General features: G+C 62.7%; 14 protein-coding genes. 7 read left to right on the forward strand and 7 right to left on the reverse strand.

The window, feature by feature from the left end:
* Positions 1-22: 22 nt before the first annotated feature.
* The 5 genes from QZZ60_RS00890 to QZZ60_RS00910 form a co-directional block, all read right to left on the reverse strand.
* Positions 23-1909: an NADH-quinone oxidoreductase subunit NuoF gene (locus QZZ60_RS00890; protein ID WP_295636496.1), complete on the reverse strand. Its 1887-nt coding sequence runs from the start codon at positions 1907-1909 to the stop codon at positions 23-25.
* Positions 1910-1922: 13 nt separating this feature from the next.
* Positions 1923-2408, reverse strand: coding sequence for an NADH-quinone oxidoreductase subunit NuoE (gene nuoE, locus QZZ60_RS00895; RefSeq protein ID WP_295636499.1), 486 nt, complete (start codon positions 2406-2408; stop codon positions 1923-1925).
* 176 nt (positions 2409-2584) lie between these two features.
* Entirely contained in the window at positions 2585-3610 is a 1026-nt protein-coding gene (locus tag QZZ60_RS00900; RefSeq protein ID WP_295636502.1) for a tripartite tricarboxylate transporter substrate binding protein, read from the reverse strand.
* Between the two features lie 178 nt (positions 3611-3788).
* Positions 3789-5177 (reverse strand): tripartite tricarboxylate transporter permease, encoded by a 1389-nt coding sequence (locus QZZ60_RS00905; protein WP_295636505.1) that lies wholly within the window; start codon positions 5175-5177, stop codon positions 3789-3791.
* A 1-nt stretch (position 5178) separates the two neighbouring features.
* The gene (locus QZZ60_RS00910) at positions 5179-5634 is read right to left on the reverse strand and encodes a tripartite tricarboxylate transporter TctB family protein (RefSeq protein WP_295636508.1); all 456 of its coding nucleotides are present in this window, start codon (positions 5632-5634) and stop codon (positions 5179-5181) included.
* 164 nt (positions 5635-5798) lie between these two features.
* On the opposite strand from QZZ60_RS00910, the gene infA reads away from it, so the two are divergent.
* The 7 genes from infA (at position 5799) to QZZ60_RS00945 (ending at position 11924) form a co-directional block, all read left to right on the forward strand.
* A complete protein-coding gene (gene infA, locus QZZ60_RS00915) occupies positions 5799-6017 on the forward strand; it encodes a translation initiation factor IF-1 (protein ID WP_077071795.1) in 219 nt (72 codons plus the stop codon).
* Positions 6018-6129: 112 nt separating this feature from the next.
* Positions 6130-6402, forward strand: coding sequence for a DUF4911 domain-containing protein (locus QZZ60_RS00920; protein WP_295636514.1), 273 nt, complete (start codon positions 6130-6132; stop codon positions 6400-6402).
* Positions 6403-6412: 10 nt separating this feature from the next.
* A complete protein-coding gene (locus QZZ60_RS00925; protein ID WP_295636517.1) occupies positions 6413-6979 on the forward strand; it encodes a LemA family protein in 567 nt (188 codons plus the stop codon).
* 192 nt (positions 6980-7171) lie between these two features.
* Positions 7172-9082 (forward strand): DUF2207 domain-containing protein, encoded by a 1911-nt coding sequence (locus QZZ60_RS00930; RefSeq protein ID WP_295636520.1) that lies wholly within the window; start codon positions 7172-7174, stop codon positions 9080-9082.
* Between the two features lie 149 nt (positions 9083-9231).
* Positions 9232-9816, forward strand: a complete 585-nt coding sequence (locus QZZ60_RS00935) for a hypothetical protein (protein WP_295636523.1) — start codon at positions 9232-9234, stop codon at positions 9814-9816.
* A 9-nt stretch (positions 9817-9825) separates the two neighbouring features.
* The gene (coaBC, locus tag QZZ60_RS00940) at positions 9826-11052 is read left to right on the forward strand and encodes a bifunctional phosphopantothenoylcysteine decarboxylase/phosphopantothenate--cysteine ligase CoaBC (protein ID WP_295636526.1); all 1227 of its coding nucleotides are present in this window, start codon (positions 9826-9828) and stop codon (positions 11050-11052) included.
* Between the two features lie 401 nt (positions 11053-11453).
* A complete protein-coding gene (locus QZZ60_RS00945) occupies positions 11454-11924 on the forward strand; it encodes a hypothetical protein (protein ID WP_295636529.1) in 471 nt (156 codons plus the stop codon).
* A gap of 152 nt (positions 11925-12076) precedes the next feature.
* On the opposite strand, the gene QZZ60_RS00950 is transcribed toward QZZ60_RS00945, so the two are convergent.
* A complete protein-coding gene (locus QZZ60_RS00950; protein WP_295636532.1) occupies positions 12077-13000 on the reverse strand; it encodes a glycyl-radical enzyme activating protein in 924 nt (307 codons plus the stop codon).
* A gap of 92 nt (positions 13001-13092) precedes the next feature.
* Positions 13093-15564 carry a glycyl radical protein gene (locus QZZ60_RS00955; protein WP_295636535.1) on the reverse strand — a complete coding sequence of 824 codons (2472 nt, stop codon included), beginning with the start codon at positions 15562-15564 and terminating at the stop codon, positions 13093-13095.
* Positions 15565-15652: the final 88 nt, after the last annotated feature.

A 15652-nucleotide genomic window follows, 5' to 3' on the forward strand; every position in this document is an offset into this window, starting at 1 on the left:
ATGATTCTCCTCGAGGTCGGGCTTACACGCGGCTGATGGCGCCGTGCTTGCACTTGTCCATGCAGGTGCCGCACTTGATGCACTTGTTGGGATTGATCAGGTGGGGCTCGCGCACCTTGCCGGTGATGGCGCCCACGGGGCAGTTGCGGGCGCAGAGCGTGCAGCCCTTGCACTTTTCGGGATCGATCCTGTACTGGAGCAGCTTGGTGCACACGCCGGCCGGGCACTTCTTGTCGTGAATGTGGGCCTCGTATTCCGAGCGGAAGAAGCGCAGCGTGGAGAGCACGGGATTGGGAGCCGTCTGACCGAGGGCGCAGAGAGACGAGGTGCGCATGGTGTGGGCCAGGCGTTCGAGTTCCTCGATGTCGCCGTCGCGTCCTTCACCGCCGCAGATGCGTTCCAGGATTTCCAGCATGCGCTTGCTGCCTTCGCGGCAGGGAGTGCACTTGCCGCAGCTTTCGGCCTGGGTGAAGGTGAGGAAGAAGCGGGCGAGGTCCACCATGCAGGTGTCTTCGTCCACCACGACCAGACCGCCGGAGCCCATCATGGCGCCTGCGGCGGTGAGGGAATCATAGTCCACGGGGTTGTCGAGCATGGAGGCGGGCAGGCACGCGCCGGAAGGTCCGCCTATCTGCACGGCCTTGAACTTCTTTTCGTTCTTGATGCCTGCGCAGATGTCGAAAATGATGTGGCGCATGGAAACGCCCATGGGAATTTCCACAAGACCGGTGTTGCGCACCTTGCCGGTGACGGCGAAGATCTTGGTGCCCGGAGATTTTTCGGTGCCGTCCTGGCGGAAGGCTTCCGCGCCGTCGGTGATGATGCGGGCCACGTTGGCGAAGGTTTCCACGTTGTTGAGCACTGTGGGCTTTTCCCACAGGCCGCGCTTGGCCGGGAAGGGCGGACGCACGCGGGGCATGCCTCTCTTGCCTTCGATGGAGCGCATGAGGGCGGTTTCTTCGCCGCACACGAAGGCGCCGGCGCCCTGCTTGATCTTAAGATGGAAGCTGAAGTCGGAGCCGAGAATGTTGTCGCCGATGAGTCCGAGGGCTTCGGCTTCGGCAAGGGCGATGCCGAGGCGCTTGATGGCGAGCGGATATTCGGCGCGCACGTATACGTAGCCTTCGGTGGCTCCGGTGGCCCATGCGCCTATGAGCATGCCTTCAATGACGGCGTTGGGGTCGCCTTCGAGCACGGAACGGTCCATGAACGCGCCCGGGTCGCCTTCATCGGCGTTGCAGAGCATGTACTTGGGTTCGGCCTTTTCGGCAGCCATGAACTTCCACTTGAGGCCGGTGGGGAAGCCCGCGCCGCCGCGGCCGCGCAGGCCGGAGTTGAACACTTCCTCAAGGGTGGCTTCGCGACCCATGGAAAGAGCCTTGGCTATGCCCTGGTAGCCGCCGTTGGCGATGTACTCAAAAATGTTTTCTGGATCGATGCGGCCGCAGTTGCGCAGCACGAGGCGCTTCTGCAGATTGTAGAAGAGCATGTCGCGGTAGCTGTGGCGCGGGGTCTTGCCGGTGCGGCCCTGGTAGTGCAGGCGTTCCACGGTCTTGCCTTCGAGCACGGTGGTCGTGACGAGTTCGTCGGCGTCCTCGGGCTGGACGCGCACGTAGAAGATGCCGCCGGGGTAGAAGATGACGAGCGGGCCGAGTTCGCAGAATCCGTGACAGCCGGTGACCACGATGCTTACGCGGTCGTGCAGACCGTGGTTGTCGATGGCCTTCTGCAGCGCGTCGCGGGTGTTCATGCTGCCCGAGGAGGTGCAGCCCGTGCCGCCGCAGATGAGTATCTGGTATTTTTCCTGCTGAGGCGCGCGGTTGTAGTGGCGCAGGCTGAGCAGAGGCCGGGCTTCTTCCTGCAGCTTGTTGAGCGCGTCGACGGAAGTGAGACGTTTCAGTTCAAGCATGTCGTCCTCTCCTTTATGCCAGGTAGCTGTCGAGAATGCCGGGAATGTCGTCGGGAGTCAGGCGTCCGTGGGTGTGGTCGTTGACCATCATGACGGGAGCCAGACCGCAGGCGCCGAGACAGGCCACGGTTTCGAGCGTGAAGTTAAGGTCCTTGGTGGTTTCGCCGGGCTTGATGTCGAGGTGATGGCTCACCGCTTCCAGAATGCCGGCGCCGCCGCGGACGTGACAGGCGGTACCCTGACAGACGCGGACAATGTTCTTGCCGCGCGGGTTGAGATGGAACTGTGCGTAGAACGTGACCACGCCGAACACCTCCGCGACGGGAACGCGCAGTTCCGACGCGATGGTTTCAAGAACTTCCTGCGGCAGATAGCCGTACACATCCTGAGCCTGCTGCAGAACGGGAATGAGCGCGCCTTTCGGGTTCTGCCGGTAGGGTTTCAGAATGTCCATGAGCGGAGCAAGGTCAATGGGGTTGGCCGTGCAGTTGCAAGACATGTGGGTATCCTCCTGGTACTATCCTGACTCATGCCCGCCGCGAGGCGCGGGCAGCGGAGCCTGTCCCTTGCGGGACGGTGTTTGAGGACGCATGCGGAAGGCGTGCGCCCGTGACGAAAAAGTCCGCAGTCCTTCTTGCGTCGGACAGCGGCACTCTTTCCTCCATCCCGTCGGAATCATTCTTTTTCAGAAAAAGATGCTCCGGCGGCCCCCTTTTTGGGGGAGGCGGCGGACAGGTCGGCTATGCCCGCAGCCTTGAGAATGTTTCCTTCCTCCTGCCATGCCTGGCGGAGGAATTCCCGGGCTTCCCGTCTGTTCCTGATCACGGGAGCCACGGAAAAGCCTTCCAGTGACTTTCTGTAGGCTTCGCTTCCCGCGGCCCTTTCAAAGGCGCGGGAAAGGTTTTCCAGCGTTTCTTCCGGCGTGTTGGCCGGAGCGAGAAGAATGAAGGACGAATCGCCCCGGCCGGGATCGGAAAAGCCCTTGTCGGAAAGCGAGGGCACGCCGGGAAGGGCAGGAAGATTCGTGCCCGCGAGCACCATGAGAGGATGCAGCTGTCCGTTTTTGATGCGGGGAAGGGCTCCGCTTGCCGCGGCGTCCACATGTCCCCCGAGAAGTGCGGCTTCAGCCTCGCCGGGGCCGCCAAAGGGCACGAAGCGCCATTTGAGCGAGGGGTCGCCCGCAGCCATGACGGCAAGGGCGATGTGGGAGGGCGTGCCCAGACCGGGAACGCCGATGCGCATTTCTCCGCCTTTCTCGCGCGTGGCGGCGAGGAAGGCGTCCATGTCCTTCCATGGGGCGTCGGGACGGGTCACCAGCACGGGCGAGGCCTGTCCGAAAACAAGCAGCGGTTCCACGTCCTTGAGCGGATCGTAGGGAGCGTCATTTCTGAAGGGAATGAAAATGAGCGCGTTGGTCACGCAGGCGGCCAGACGTGATCCGTCGGCTTCGGACTTCGTCAGTCTGGCCACGCCCGTCATGCCGCCCCCCCCGGGAACGTTCTGGACGATGATCTTTGCCCCCAGTTCCTTTTCCGCCTCACGCGCAAGCGTGCGGGCGACGGCGTCGAGGGCGCCTCCCGGACTGAAGGCGATGGAAAGCTGCACGTTGCTGCCCGAGGCAGAGGCGTCGGGAACAACGGGGAGAGACAAAAGAGCCATCCAGAGGGCGGCAAGAATGAAGTGTGGAGTACGCCATTTCATGTTGCATATCTCTACAGGGAAAAAAGAAATCGGCAAGCATAAAACCTTTTTTCACATAATAACCGACGATATATCTATATAACCTACTATAATGGCGGGATATTTGCAAGGGGGTGTTCATTGAGTGTTCAATCAGTTTACAAAAAGAAGCAAGGAAAAGTGAAAAAAGGGGACTATATTACCAGAAGGAGAGGAGTGTTTGCAACAGGTGGGTCTCGAGGCGCGGACCGAGCACGAAGGCAAGCACCAGCGGCGCGGGGGAACAGCCGCAGCGCCTGAGGATCACCGACAGCACGCCGAAAAGGAGGCACTGCACGGGGCCGGAAATGCCGTCCGCTCCCACATAGGAGCCCGTGAGACAGAGCAAGAGGATGACCGGCCACAGAAGGCGGAAGGGCAGGCGCGCAAGACGTGCCCAGAATCCGGCGAGACCGAGTCCCAGAGCAAGAAGCAGCACGTTTCCCATGAGGAGGCAGACGATGAGTCCCCAGTAGAAGTCGGGCTGACTTTCGGGCAGGGAGGGGCCGGGCACCACGCCCACGATGGTGAGCGCTCCGAGCAGGGCGGCCATGATGGGGTTGGTCGGCAGGCCGAGCAGAAGCAGCGGGGCGAAGGAAGCCATGGCTGCGGCATTGTTGGAGGCTTCGGGGCCGGCAAGTCCTTCCCATGCTCCTTTGCCGAACTGTTCCGGGTGGCGGCTCAGGCGCTTTTCCAGCGCGTGGGAGGCGAAGCTTGCGGTCACGCCCGCGCCGCAGGGGACAAGGCCCGTCATGAATCCGAGAAGACTGCCGCGCAGGGCGGCCAGAAAGGCGGATGTCCGGTTGAGAGGAGGCACGGCGTCCGCGGCGTTTTCGTTCGTTTTTTTCGGCGGGGAGAGCAGAGCGTCCAGAAGATCGCCTATGCCGAATATGCCGAGCAGCAGGGACGTGAGCTCCACGCCTTCGGAAAGCTGCCAGAAACCGAACGTGAGTCGGGAGGTGCCGTACACGGGAGCCATGCCGGGAAGCGCGAGCACAAGGCCGAGAAAGATCATGCACAGGCTGCGTCTTGCGCCGCCGGGACTGGTGAAGGCCACGAGAAGAAGCGCACAGCCCATGACGGCGGCCCGTCCCGCGGGGCCGAAGAAGAGGGCCGCCCGGGAAAGAACGGGGGCAAGCAGCACCATGCCGAGGGACGCGCTCAGGCCGCCCGTGAAGGATGCGAGCGTGGCCGTGGCGAGCGCCTGACGAGCCTTGCCTCCGAGCGCGAGCGGATGCCCTTCAAACAGCGTGGCCACGGCGTCGGCTTCGCCGGGGATGCCCATTAATATGGATGTGACGGCTCCGCCGTATTTGGCTCCGTAGAAAATGCCGGAAAGCAGGGAAATGCCGGAGAGAGGCTCGAGCACGTAGACCAGAGGAAAGAGCAGTGCCATGGCGGCGGGCGGGCCGAAGCCGGGCAGCACGCCCACGGTCATGCCGAGAAACACGCCCGCAAGAACGAGCAGCCAGAGCTTGAGGGAGGCTGCGGCCGCCATGCCGGCAAGAACGCCGGAAAACAGGGAAGGATCGGCAAGAGAGGCGTCCATGTCAGTTTCCGCGAACAAAAGAGAAAAGTGCGCCCCGGGGAAGGTCGTACTGCAGCAGGCGTTCCAGACCGAGCCAGAGCACGGCCGAAAGCAGCAGGGAGAGCAGCAGCGATTCCTTCAGCGTGCAGCCGCCTGAGCGGCAGGCGAGAAGGCCGGAAAAAAAGGTGGCGGGAAGCCACCCTGCGGGATGAATCATCGCAAGCCAGAGAAGACCGGCGGCGATGAGGCCGAGAGCGCGGCGTGAGGAGACCGGGGAAGGCTTTGCCTGCGGCGGTGCCTTCGGGGGCAGCATCAGCGCGCAGACGAGAAGTCCCGCTCCTGCAAGACGCGGCCAGAGGCCCGGTCCGGGAAGGCCCTCGGCGAGCACGGGCGGAGAGGCCAGAAGGACCGTGGCTCCGGCAAGAAGCAGCAGAGCGCGCAGGGCGTGACGAAAGAGAAGAGAGAAAAACGGAACCATGGCGGCATTCCGGGAAAGAAGAAAAGGGGCTTTCGGGCCGCGGCAAGTATAGAACAGAAGAAAAAGATGGGCAACGCGCGGAAAGCGGGGCGGGACGGGAGGCTTCCCCTTGACAGCGGGCCCATATTCGTGGAAGGTGTCTCGATAGTTTTTTTGGAGGAACCATGCCTAAAGAAGACGCCATTGAAGTCGACGGCATCGTGGAAGAAGCCCTTCCCAATGCCATGTTCCGCGTGAAGCTGGAAAACGGTCATGAAGTGCTTTCCCATATTTCCGGCAAGATGCGCAAGTTCTACATCCGCATTCTGCCCGGCGATCGCGTGAAGGTCGAGCTTTCGCCCTACGATCTGACCCGCGGACGCATTACCTATCGCATGAAGTAAGATGGAGCAGCCCGCCGCTTTCATGTCGGGGGAGGTCGTGTTCCGTCCTTCTTCCGGGAAGGGCAGCGGGCGACGAAAGCCCGTCCGTCTTCCTGCGGCCTGCACGTCAGAGATGCTGCTGATCCGTATCGCTCCCCGTGATACGGGTCTTTTTCGTTATCTTCTGGAAGGCGGCGGCGGGCATCTTGCCATGCTGACGGTGCTCGATCCGGCCAGGGGGCTTTTCAAGCTGCTTTTTTCTCCGCATCAGCGCGGGGAGCTTCTGGAACTTCTGGAAGGCATGAAGAAAACCGTGCCTTTCGAGGTGCGGGACTGGCCATGTTCCGGCACGGATCGCGTGCCGGATGGAAGAATTTCCGCCGAAGAGTCGGACAACCGCTTTTGAAGGAGCGCCCATGATCATAGCGGGCATTGCCGCCGTCGTCGTTGTCGTTCTTGCGCTTGTGCTCGTGTATCTTTACAACGCCATGGTGCGCGGCCGCAATCTTGCCGAGGAGGCATGGAGCGGCATAGGCGTGCAGCTTAGGCGCAGACATGATCTTGTGCCCTCGCTCGTGAGCGTGGTGCAGGGCTACGCCGTGCATGAAAAGGACGTGCTTTCCGCCGTGTCCCGCGCACGAGAGGCGGGCATGAAGGCCGAGGGCGGCAGCGCCCGGGACGTGGGCGAGGCCGAAAAGGGGCTCAGTCTTGCGCTCGGAAGGCTGCTCGCCGTGGCGGAAGCCTATCCCGACCTCAAGGCCAACGAGAACTTCCTGCAGCTTCAGCACTCGCTGACGAGTCTGGAGGACGATCTTCAGATGGCCCGCCGCTACTACAACGGCACGGTGCGCGAGCAGAACAACCGCATCATGCAGTTTCCGGGAAACATCGTGGCCGGCTGGTTCGGCTTCCGCAGGATGGAATATTTCGAGCTCTCCGACGGGAGCGAGGCGGCCGTGCCGGAGGGGTATCCCGCGAAGTAGGCTGCCGGGGCAGGGAGAGACTCGAGGGTGCGCCTTCGGTCTGCCCTCGGGAGAATCTGCAGACAACATGGGTGAGAAGGGAAGGGGCTCGTGCTTCTTCCCTTTTTTGTCGCCTCCGCTTACCGTAGTTCCACGGGAGCAAGGACGGCGCAGAGACTGACGCCATGATGGCGCCCGTACAGGGGGACAGACGTGAAGCAATGGCTTATGGCAATGCTTTTCTGGCTGCTCGTGGCGGCGGAGGCCCTGGCGGCACCCGTGCGCGTGCGCCAGTTCGACGCGGTCGTGGACGTGGCCGGCAACGGCGACATCGCGGTTTCCGAAACGCTTCTGGTGGACATCCCGGACGAGGGAGAATTCCACGGCATCTATCGCGACATTCCCGTGGCGACGCGCTGGAGGGAGCAGGGGCGTGCCGCCATGCAGGTGCTCGAGGTGCGTCTCGACGGGCGGACGCTTCCTGCCGACGACGTGAAAAAGTCCTCCGGCATGGTACGCGTGTATCAGCGCGACCGGGGGAGCGTGCTTTCTCCGGGCAGACACGAGTTTTTTCTTTCCTACCGCATGACCGGGCAGACCGGGCTTTTCGAGAACAACGACGAGCTCACATGGAACGTCACGGGAAGCGGCTGGGAAGAGCCCGTGGAGCAGGTGACGTGCACCGTGCTCTGCCCTCCGGGTGCGCCTTTCTTTGGTCAGAGGGCCTGGCTGGGAGAGCCGGGAAGTCGTCATTCTCCCGTGACCATGACCCATGAGACGAAGGACGGGCGTCTTGTCATGCGCTTTTCCGCGCAGCGCGCCGTCCGGCCCGGTGAGGAATTCACCGTGGCCGCAGGCTGGAAAAAGGGCTTCGTCACGCTGGAAAGGGCGGGCGGAACCGTGTCCGGCATCGTGATGTTTGCCGTGCTTGACGCCTGTGTGCTGCTGTATTTTTTTCTTGCGTGGTTCTTTACCGGCAGGGATCCGAAAAAGGGCGTCATCGTGCCGCTTTTTCATCCTCCGCATCGCCGTGCGTCTGGAGACGGCGGACAGGCCGGGCTTCTTTCGCCTGCGGCCGCGGGCTATCTTTTCCACAAGACGGAAGTGACGCCGGGCTCCTTCGGCGCGGCGGTCATTTCGCTTTCCGGGCGCGGCTGCTGCCGCATAGAGGGCAATGCGAAGGAGGGCTTTGTGCTCGACCGCGGCTTTGGAGATTCTCCCTTTGCAGAGGAGCAGCGCATTCTTGAGCAGCTTGAAGGCCGGGTGCCCGTGGACAGGGAGCACGGCGGGACCATTGCCGCCATGCGCCGCGCCATGGCGGCACAGCTTGGGCAGGAATACGGGAATCTGTGGAAGGGCGCCGGCGGCGCGATGAAGGGGCTCTTCGGCTCGGTGTGGACCTTCTTCGGCATGGTGGCGACGGTGACGGCGCTTGCGGCCGCCGTCGGATATGTGACGGGGGGAGCGCTGCCCGAAAAGGCTCCGGGCCTTCTCGTGCTCATGCTCTTCTTTTCCTTCCTGTTCCGCAAATTCTTTCAGGGGGCGGCCCGACTTTTCCGTTCAGGACGCTACGGTGTTTTTGCGTTTTTCCTTCTTTTTCAGGCTGGGATGCTGGCCTTCGTCGGCTTTTTCATCGTCACCGTCTTCAAAGATGCGCTGAACATGCTCGGTCCTGCGGAAACGGTGCTCGCCGCGCTGTCCCTGCTCATTCCGCTTCTCTTTTCCGGCATCATGGACGCCCCCACGAAGGAGGCCCGTGCCCTGCTCGACGGCATAGAGGGGCTTGCCCTCTACATGCGCATGGCGGAAGGTCCGGCGCTTGCCGCGCTCAATCCTCCGGAGAAGACGCTGGAGCACTATCGCGAGCTTCTTCCCTACGCCGTGGCTCTCGGCCTGGAACAGGCGTGGGGGGCGCATTTTTCCGCCGCGCTTTCCGCCGCGGCCGTTTCGGAGGCACAGGTGCTGACGCCCGCGCTTGCGGGAGCCTTTGCCGCCGATGCGGACAGAAGCGCGTCGTCCTTTGAAAGCTCCCGCGGATCGTCGGCATCTTCGTCCAGCTCCTTCGGCGACGGCGGAGGAGGCGCGGGCAGCGGCGGCGGGGGCGGCGGCGGGGGCGGCTGCTGACGCCGGACTCCGGAGCTTATTCGCGCCGTTTGCACATCCTTTTTTTTTAGCATAGTGTATAGGTGGACATAAGGCGGAGAAAACAGGTCCTTTGCCCTTCTTTCACGTTTTTCCGAGCAAGTATCTTCCCCCTTTCGGAGGTGTCTTTCATGAAAGCTCGCATGATGTTCGCCGGTCTGGCCGCTGCCCTCATGCTTACCGGCTGTTCCAGCATGTCTTCCATCAGCAACCCCTTTGAACAGCCCAGCATCACCGAAACCTATGTCTCTCAGTTCCGGGACGTGCCCATTCCGGCTCCCATGAGCACCATTCCTTCCGAAACGCTGGTCACCGTGGGGCCCGACGGCAGCAAGTTCGGGCTGGAATCTTTCAGTGGCCGCGTGGACGGCACTTCTCTGGCCAACGTCATGATGCAGAACATGGCCCGGCAGGGATGGCAGCTTCGCGGCTCCAGCGTCGGTGTCCGTTCCGTTCAGCTTTATGAAAAGGCTCCCCACTATGCGGCCATCTTCTATCGGGAGGGCGTGGTGAACACGTCCATGGACGTGTGGGTGGTCAACGGCGTGAACGTTGACATCCTGAGCCTTGTGCCCGAAGTGCACAACAGCGTGAACAGCGGCCTCTCTTCCGGCGCGTCGTCCTACTCCGGTTCTTCCTCCTACTCCGGCTCCTCCTATTCCGGCTCCGGCTCGTCCTACGGCGGTTCCGGCCAGGTGACCAAACTTTCCGAATAGGATTCCTTCATGGAAAAGCATCTGCTGTTCAAGCGTTTTGCGGACAAGAGGCTGCATATGGGCGTCTGCGGTTCCGTGGCCGCCTTTCGCGCTGCCGAGCTGGTGCACCGCTGGCAGGACACGGGCGCGAACGTGAGCGCCACGCTCACCGCCGCGGCGCAGAAGTTCATATCGCCGCTTACCTTCCGCGCTCTCGGCGCGTCGCCGGTGTACGGGGACATGTTCGGCTCCGAGGAGCCCTTCGAGCATCTGGAGCCGGGGCAGATCGCCCATGCCATGGTCATCGCTCCGGCTTCTGCCGACATGCTGGCCCGGCTTGCGCACGGTCTTGCGGACGACATGCTCTCCGCTCAGGCGCTGGCCTTCGACGGTCCCGTGGTGGTGGCTCCCGCCATGAATCCCCGTATGTGGCGAAATCCCGCCACGCAGGCCAACGTGGAGACGCTGCGCGAGCGTGGCTTCATCTTCGTCGGTCCGGACAGCGGCGTGGTCGCCTGTCACGACGAGGGGCAGGGGCGGCTTGCCGATCTGCGCATGATCTACCTTGCCGGTCTCAAGGCGCTCACCCCGCAGGACATGGAAGGCAGAACCGTCATGCTGACTCTGGGGCCCACGCGCGAAGGCTGGGACGACGTGCGCTTCTGGACCAACGGGTCCACCGGCACCATGGGCGCATCCATCGCCGTGGCCGCGTGGCTGCGCGGTGCTGAGGTTCACGCCGTGTGCGGTCCCGTGGACCTGTGGCTTCCCGATGATCCGGCCTTTCATCGTCATGACGTGACCACCGCCTCTCAGATGCTGGACCGGGCGAGAATGCTCTGGCCTTCGTCCGACGCGGGCGTGTTCACCGCGGCCGTGGCGGATTTCAGACCCGAGCCGCACGGTCCGGGCAAGTTCAAGAAGGATCGCGCGGGCGACGGCTTCACGCTTTCCTTCCTGCCCAACGCCGACATTCTGCGAACCCTCGCCGAGGAGCGTTCCGAAGGACAGGTCGTCGTGGGCTTTGCCGCGGAAAGCGTGCCCGACATGGACGCGCTCGGTGTGGCCGTTCATCACAAGCTGGAAACCAAGGGCGCGGACATCGTGGTGGGCAACCGCATATCCGACGGCTTCGGCCGCGCGGCCAACCGCGTGTACGTGGCCGACGCTCAGGGGCGCGACGAGGTATGGCCGGACATGCCCAAGCCGCAGGTCGCCTGGAAGCTCATCGACTGGATGCGCACGCTGTTCGTATGATGGTTCCTTCCGCCATAGTGCGCCCCTGGCTCAAGGCGGGGCTTGCCGCGCTGCTTCTGGAAAGTCCGCAGCGCGCGGCTGAACTGCGCGCATCGAAGGAGGACTCGGCCGAGGAATCTTCCTTCCCGCAGAGTGCCGGAGTTCCCCGGCAGAATTCGCCGTCCTTCCGTGCGTCTGTGCCGGAACGAAGAAGCGTGTCCAGTCCGCCTTCCGCGTCCTCTTTCGCTGCGGAGTCGTTTTCGCCGGGGGCCCCGGTGCGGCCCGCCTCCCCTCGAGCGGCTGCCCCCGCATCCGTTCAGGTCAGGCAGAATCCGTCTGTCCCTCCCGCGGCCGACGCTGTCCGGGATCGGCCTGCGCCTTCTTCTGACGGAGGACTTCTTGCCACGCCCGGCGCGCTGCCGGTGGAGAACTGGCCCGCAAGCTGGCTGGCGCTCAAGAACCGCCGCCCCCTGCCGCCGCGTCCTCTCGTGCTCTGGACCTACGCCGGTCTCGGAGAGGATCTTACCGGCAGGCCGGACGACGTGCGCCGTCAGGTCATCGTGCGCATGCTCATGGAGCTTCGGCATCCGGGCGGAACGCACGTGTTCTGGCCATGCGGTCTTGTCGGAGAAAAGCCGGAAGACGGGCCCGCGCTGTTCTGGTCGGGCGTGAAGCTCTTGAATCCCCGCGTGCTGCTTCTTTTCGGCTCCGATGCCAGAGACACGCTTTCCATGCCGAAGACGCTTCTGCCCTTCTGTCAGGAAAGAGTGTACGGCAGGCTCGTCATACAGCTTCCGCGTCCGCAGTCTCTAGCTCAGGATGAGGCTTCCTTCAAGCGCGCTCTGGCTTTTCTTTCCCGTCTTCTGCGCTTCTGCGCCCGGCGTCAGGCGTAGCGGCAAGCGTTCCAGTTTCTTTGCAGAACGCCTTCCCCGTCGAATGGACGGGGAAGGCGTTTTTGCGCCGTGCGGCGCAGACAGGGGACGGGAAAGGGCACTGCAGGCCGGTGCTTGTTCGTGGTTCTTGCCGGAAGCGGGGGAGGGCGGGGTCAGGCCGTGGGATGGGGCGTTCTTCCACTCCGCTGCACGAGCGCGTTCAGAACGGGCATGACGCCGGGATCAAGCACGGCGTCCTCCAGCGGGTAGCGGCGGCCGAGATAGCCGTATTTCGGCAGGCCGAGACGGTGATAGGCCAGAAGCTCGTAACCCGTTTTCGGGGGAAGTTTGTCGAGTATCGCCGCAATGTCCTCTTCGGTGTCGTTGAAGCCGGGAATGACGGGCGTGCGCACGAGTATGGGCAGATGAGGAAAATCACGCCGGACGCGCTGCAGATTTTCCACGATGACGTCGTTGCGCGCTCCGGTAAAGCGTTCATGCTTCTGAGGATCGGCGCATTTCATGTCGAATATCAGGGTGTTCAGGAAGGGGGCGGCCCGCTGCAGCTTCTCGTACGGATAGAAGCCGCAGGTCTCCACGGCGGTGTCGACGTGACGGCGTCTGGCTTCCCGCAGCAGGGCGACGGAGAATTCTTCCTGCAGAAGGGCCTCGCCGCCGCTCAGCGTGATGCCTCCTCCCGAGCGGGAGTAGAAGATGCCGTCGCGCTCCACGGCGTTGAGGATCTGAGCCACGGTCTTTCGTTCGCCGTAGCAGGTCTGGGCCCGGGAGGGGCAGACCTTCACGCAGGCCATGCAGTTCGTGCAGAGGGAAACTTCGAAGCGCACCATGCCGGAGTCGGGGGAAAGGGCTCCCGAGGGACAGGCCTCAAGACAGCGGCCGCAGAGCTCCGCGCCTATGCAGCGCGAGGGGTTGAACGCCTTTTCCGGGCGCGTGTTCTGGGACTCGGGATTGCTGCACCAGCGGCAGCGCAGGCCGCAGCCCTTGAGAAAGACCAGGGTGCGGATGCCCGCCCCGTCGTGAACGCTGAACTTCTGGATGTTGAAGACCAGCCCCTGCCGGTCATTGTCGTCTTGCATAGGCGTCTCCTCGGACATGACGGGAACCGGGAGGCAGAGCTCTGCCTTCCGGAAAGTGGCGGGGAGCCGGGGCGTCCCGGTCCCCCGTCCGTCTAGACCTGTTCGTATTCCGTGCGTTCGATGATGTCGTTCTGAAGAGCTGGAGACAGGTCGCAGAAGTAGGCGCTGTATCCGGCCACGCGAACCAGCAGGCCCCGGTAGTTTTCCGGCGTCTTCTGCGCCTTCAGGAGGGTTTCGCGGTTGATGATGTTGAACTGGAGATGCCAGAGCTTGAGGTCGCACCAGGTGCGGATGAGGTCCACGATTTTGCGCGTTCCTTCCTCTCCCGCCACGCTCTTGGGAGAGAGCTTGATGTTCAGCAGCCGCGAGGCGCGGTGCAGCATGTCGTAGTTCTTGGAATGATAGCTGGAGAGCAGCACGGCCGTGGGGCCTTCATGGTCGGCGCCCTGAGAGGGAGAGGCGCCGTCGGACAGGGACGTGCCGGCGGTGCGTCCGTTCGGCGTTGCGCCTATGACGTTGCCGAAGGTGATGTGCGAGGTGATGGGCACGAAGCGCAGTTCGGCATTGAGTCCTCTTTCCTTGGAACTGCGGTCGGCCTCCTCAAGGGACAGACGGTCGAGATCCTTGGCTATGGCGTCGGCATAGGGGTCGTCGTTGCCGAAGGCGGGAGCGTGGAGCAGCTGTTCGCGGAGCGGCTCATAGCCCTTGAAGTCGGCCCGGCAGGCCCGGAGGAGCTCTTCCATGGAAACGACCTTCTCCTCGAATACCAGCTTCTTCACGGCGGCGAGGGAATCCACCACCGTGGCGTAGCCCAGCATTTCAAAATAGGAGAAGTCCACGCCGCCTTCGATGCGTTCGCTCTGCAGATCGGTCATGGCGTTCATGCACAGGTCGTGCAGGCAGGAGGAAAGCGGGGAGGCGAAGTGTTCCGGACGCAGCCTGTCCACGACGGCCTGCTGCTGGAAGGAGCGGCGTATCAGATGGACGTGCTGCTTCTTGTAGGCGTCGTAGAATTCCTCCCAGGTGCGGAAGGTCAGGGGATCGCCCGTTTCCAGGCCGAGCAGCTCGTCGCCGTAGTAGGGCATCCGGCCGTTGTACATGGTCATTTCCAGCGCGGCGGCAAAGTTGATGTAGGCACAGCCGGAGGTGTAGGTGTCGCGGTTGGGATAGCGGGTTTCCGTGCAGCCGGATACGGCGTAGTCGTAGGCTTCGGCAAGGGGGACGCCCTTGAGGGCGTTCAGAGGGATGACTTCCTCGTCGTTGATGAGCTTCGGATAGCCCGAGCCGTCCTTGATGGTCAGGGCCACTTCGTGCAGGAAGCGCTCGGGGGAGCGGGAATGGATGCGTGCCGCAAGATCGGGATAGTTGAGGGGAAATTCCCTCTTGGATTCCAGGAAAAGGTAGGAGAGCTCGTTCGTCGCGTCTTCGCCGTCCCTGGTCTGTCCGCCTATGGTCACGGCTTCCCAGTGGGCGTAGCCTTCATAGAAGTCGGAGCCGGAGGGAGATATGTTGAAGTCCACGAACTGGGCCATTTCCACCCACATGCACTCCAGCAGTTCCTTGGCCTGTTCCCGGGTGAGGATGCCGTCCTCCATGTCCTTTTTGTAGAAGGGATAGAGGTACTGATCCATGCGTCCGTTGGACACCACGCCGCCGGTACGCTGTTCCAGACGGGAGAATATCTGGACGAACCACTGGCACTGCAGCGCTTCATGGAAGGTGCGCGCGGGATGGGCGGGAACATGGTCGCATATCTCGGCGATGCGGAGCAGCTCTTTTCTGCGTACGGGATCGGCTTCCCCGGCGGCCAGCTTCCGCGCCAGATCGGCATGGCGTCTGCCCCAGATCATGATGGCGTCGCAGATGACGAGCATGGCTTCGAGGAAAGGCTTTTTCGTGGAAATGTCCAGGGCGTTTTCCAGATCGAGGGAAGCCAGATTTTCCTCGATTTCCTTCTTCAGGCCGAGAAAGCCCTTGCGGATGGCCTTCTCATAGTCGGGACACCACTGGAGCCCGGAGCGGTACGAGGCGGTTTCGTTGACGATGGATTTTGACTTCAGACCGCGGTCGTCCGAGTAGGTCAGCTTGCGCAGTTCGGGCGGCAGGGCGGCGTTGAGGTGTTCATGGAACGTTTTGCCTTCCCAGTACGGCGCTATGTCTTCTAGGGCGATGCGCACGTCTTCATCCGATATGCGGAAGGGATTGGTCTTGCGGCTGTTGATGCCGGCAAGAACCTCCCTGTAGAAGTCGCCGTCGAGCTCGGGGTAAAGGATGCCGTGACGGCCGAGGCAGCCGGCACGTCCCGCAAGAAGGGAGTCCTCGTCTATGTACACGGTGATCTTTTCCGCCACGTTCTTCATCGCCCTGGCCCAGCGAAGCGTGAGAAGCTGTCCTTCCGTCTCTCGCATGGATTCCGTGAAGTAGCGTGCCCGTTCTATGTCTATGTGGGGAATGTCGAACTGGACGCGGTCGCGTATGGCAAAGACCCGTTCGTGACCTTTCCGGCTGACGTGATGGCTGCAGATGCGTTCTTCCTGGGGAGACAGACAGCAGGCCTGAGACATGATGGACCTCCATGAAGGACAGAACCGGAAGTTCTGCGTGAAAAGGGTTGCGTTTTCGGTCGCCGCGTCCTTGGCTGTGGCCGCAGCG

It is taken from the genome of uncultured Mailhella sp., assembly GCF_905187505.1.
Taxonomy (GTDB): Bacteria; Desulfobacterota; Desulfovibrionia; order Desulfovibrionales; family Desulfovibrionaceae; genus Mailhella.

What these genes read in the sequence shown, in the direction of transcription:
- QZZ60_RS00950 (WP_295636532.1), bottom strand. Translation starts at nt 13,000, where the DNA reads ATGCAAGACGACAATGACCGGCAGGGGCTGGTCTTCAACATCCAGAAG.
- QZZ60_RS00955 (WP_295636535.1), bottom strand. Translation starts at nt 15,564, where the DNA reads ATGTCTCAGGCCTGCTGTCTGTCTCCCCAGGAAGAACGCATCTGCAGC.
- QZZ60_RS00905 (WP_295636505.1), bottom strand. Translation starts at nt 5,177, where the DNA reads ATGGACGCCTCTCTTGCCGATCCTTCCCTGTTTTCCGGCGTTCTTGCC.
- QZZ60_RS00890 (WP_295636496.1), bottom strand. Translation starts at nt 1,909, where the DNA reads ATGCTTGAACTGAAACGTCTCACTTCCGTCGACGCGCTCAACAAGCTG.
- nuoE (WP_295636499.1), bottom strand. Translation starts at nt 2,408, where the DNA reads ATGTCTTGCAACTGCACGGCCAACCCCATTGACCTTGCTCCGCTCATG.
- coaBC (WP_295636526.1), top strand. Translation starts at nt 9,826, where the DNA reads ATGGAAAAGCATCTGCTGTTCAAGCGTTTTGCGGACAAGAGGCTGCAT.
- QZZ60_RS00920 (WP_295636514.1), top strand. Translation starts at nt 6,130, where the DNA reads ATGCTGCTGATCCGTATCGCTCCCCGTGATACGGGTCTTTTTCGTTAT.
- infA (WP_077071795.1), top strand. Translation starts at nt 5,799, where the DNA reads ATGCCTAAAGAAGACGCCATTGAAGTCGACGGCATCGTGGAAGAAGCC.
- QZZ60_RS00900 (WP_295636502.1), bottom strand. Translation starts at nt 3,610, where the DNA reads ATGAAATGGCGTACTCCACACTTCATTCTTGCCGCCCTCTGGATGGCT.
- QZZ60_RS00910 (WP_295636508.1), bottom strand. Translation starts at nt 5,634, where the DNA reads ATGGTTCCGTTTTTCTCTCTTCTCTTTCGTCACGCCCTGCGCGCTCTG.
- QZZ60_RS00935 (WP_295636523.1), top strand. Translation starts at nt 9,232, where the DNA reads ATGAAAGCTCGCATGATGTTCGCCGGTCTGGCCGCTGCCCTCATGCTT.
- QZZ60_RS00925 (WP_295636517.1), top strand. Translation starts at nt 6,413, where the DNA reads ATGATCATAGCGGGCATTGCCGCCGTCGTCGTTGTCGTTCTTGCGCTT.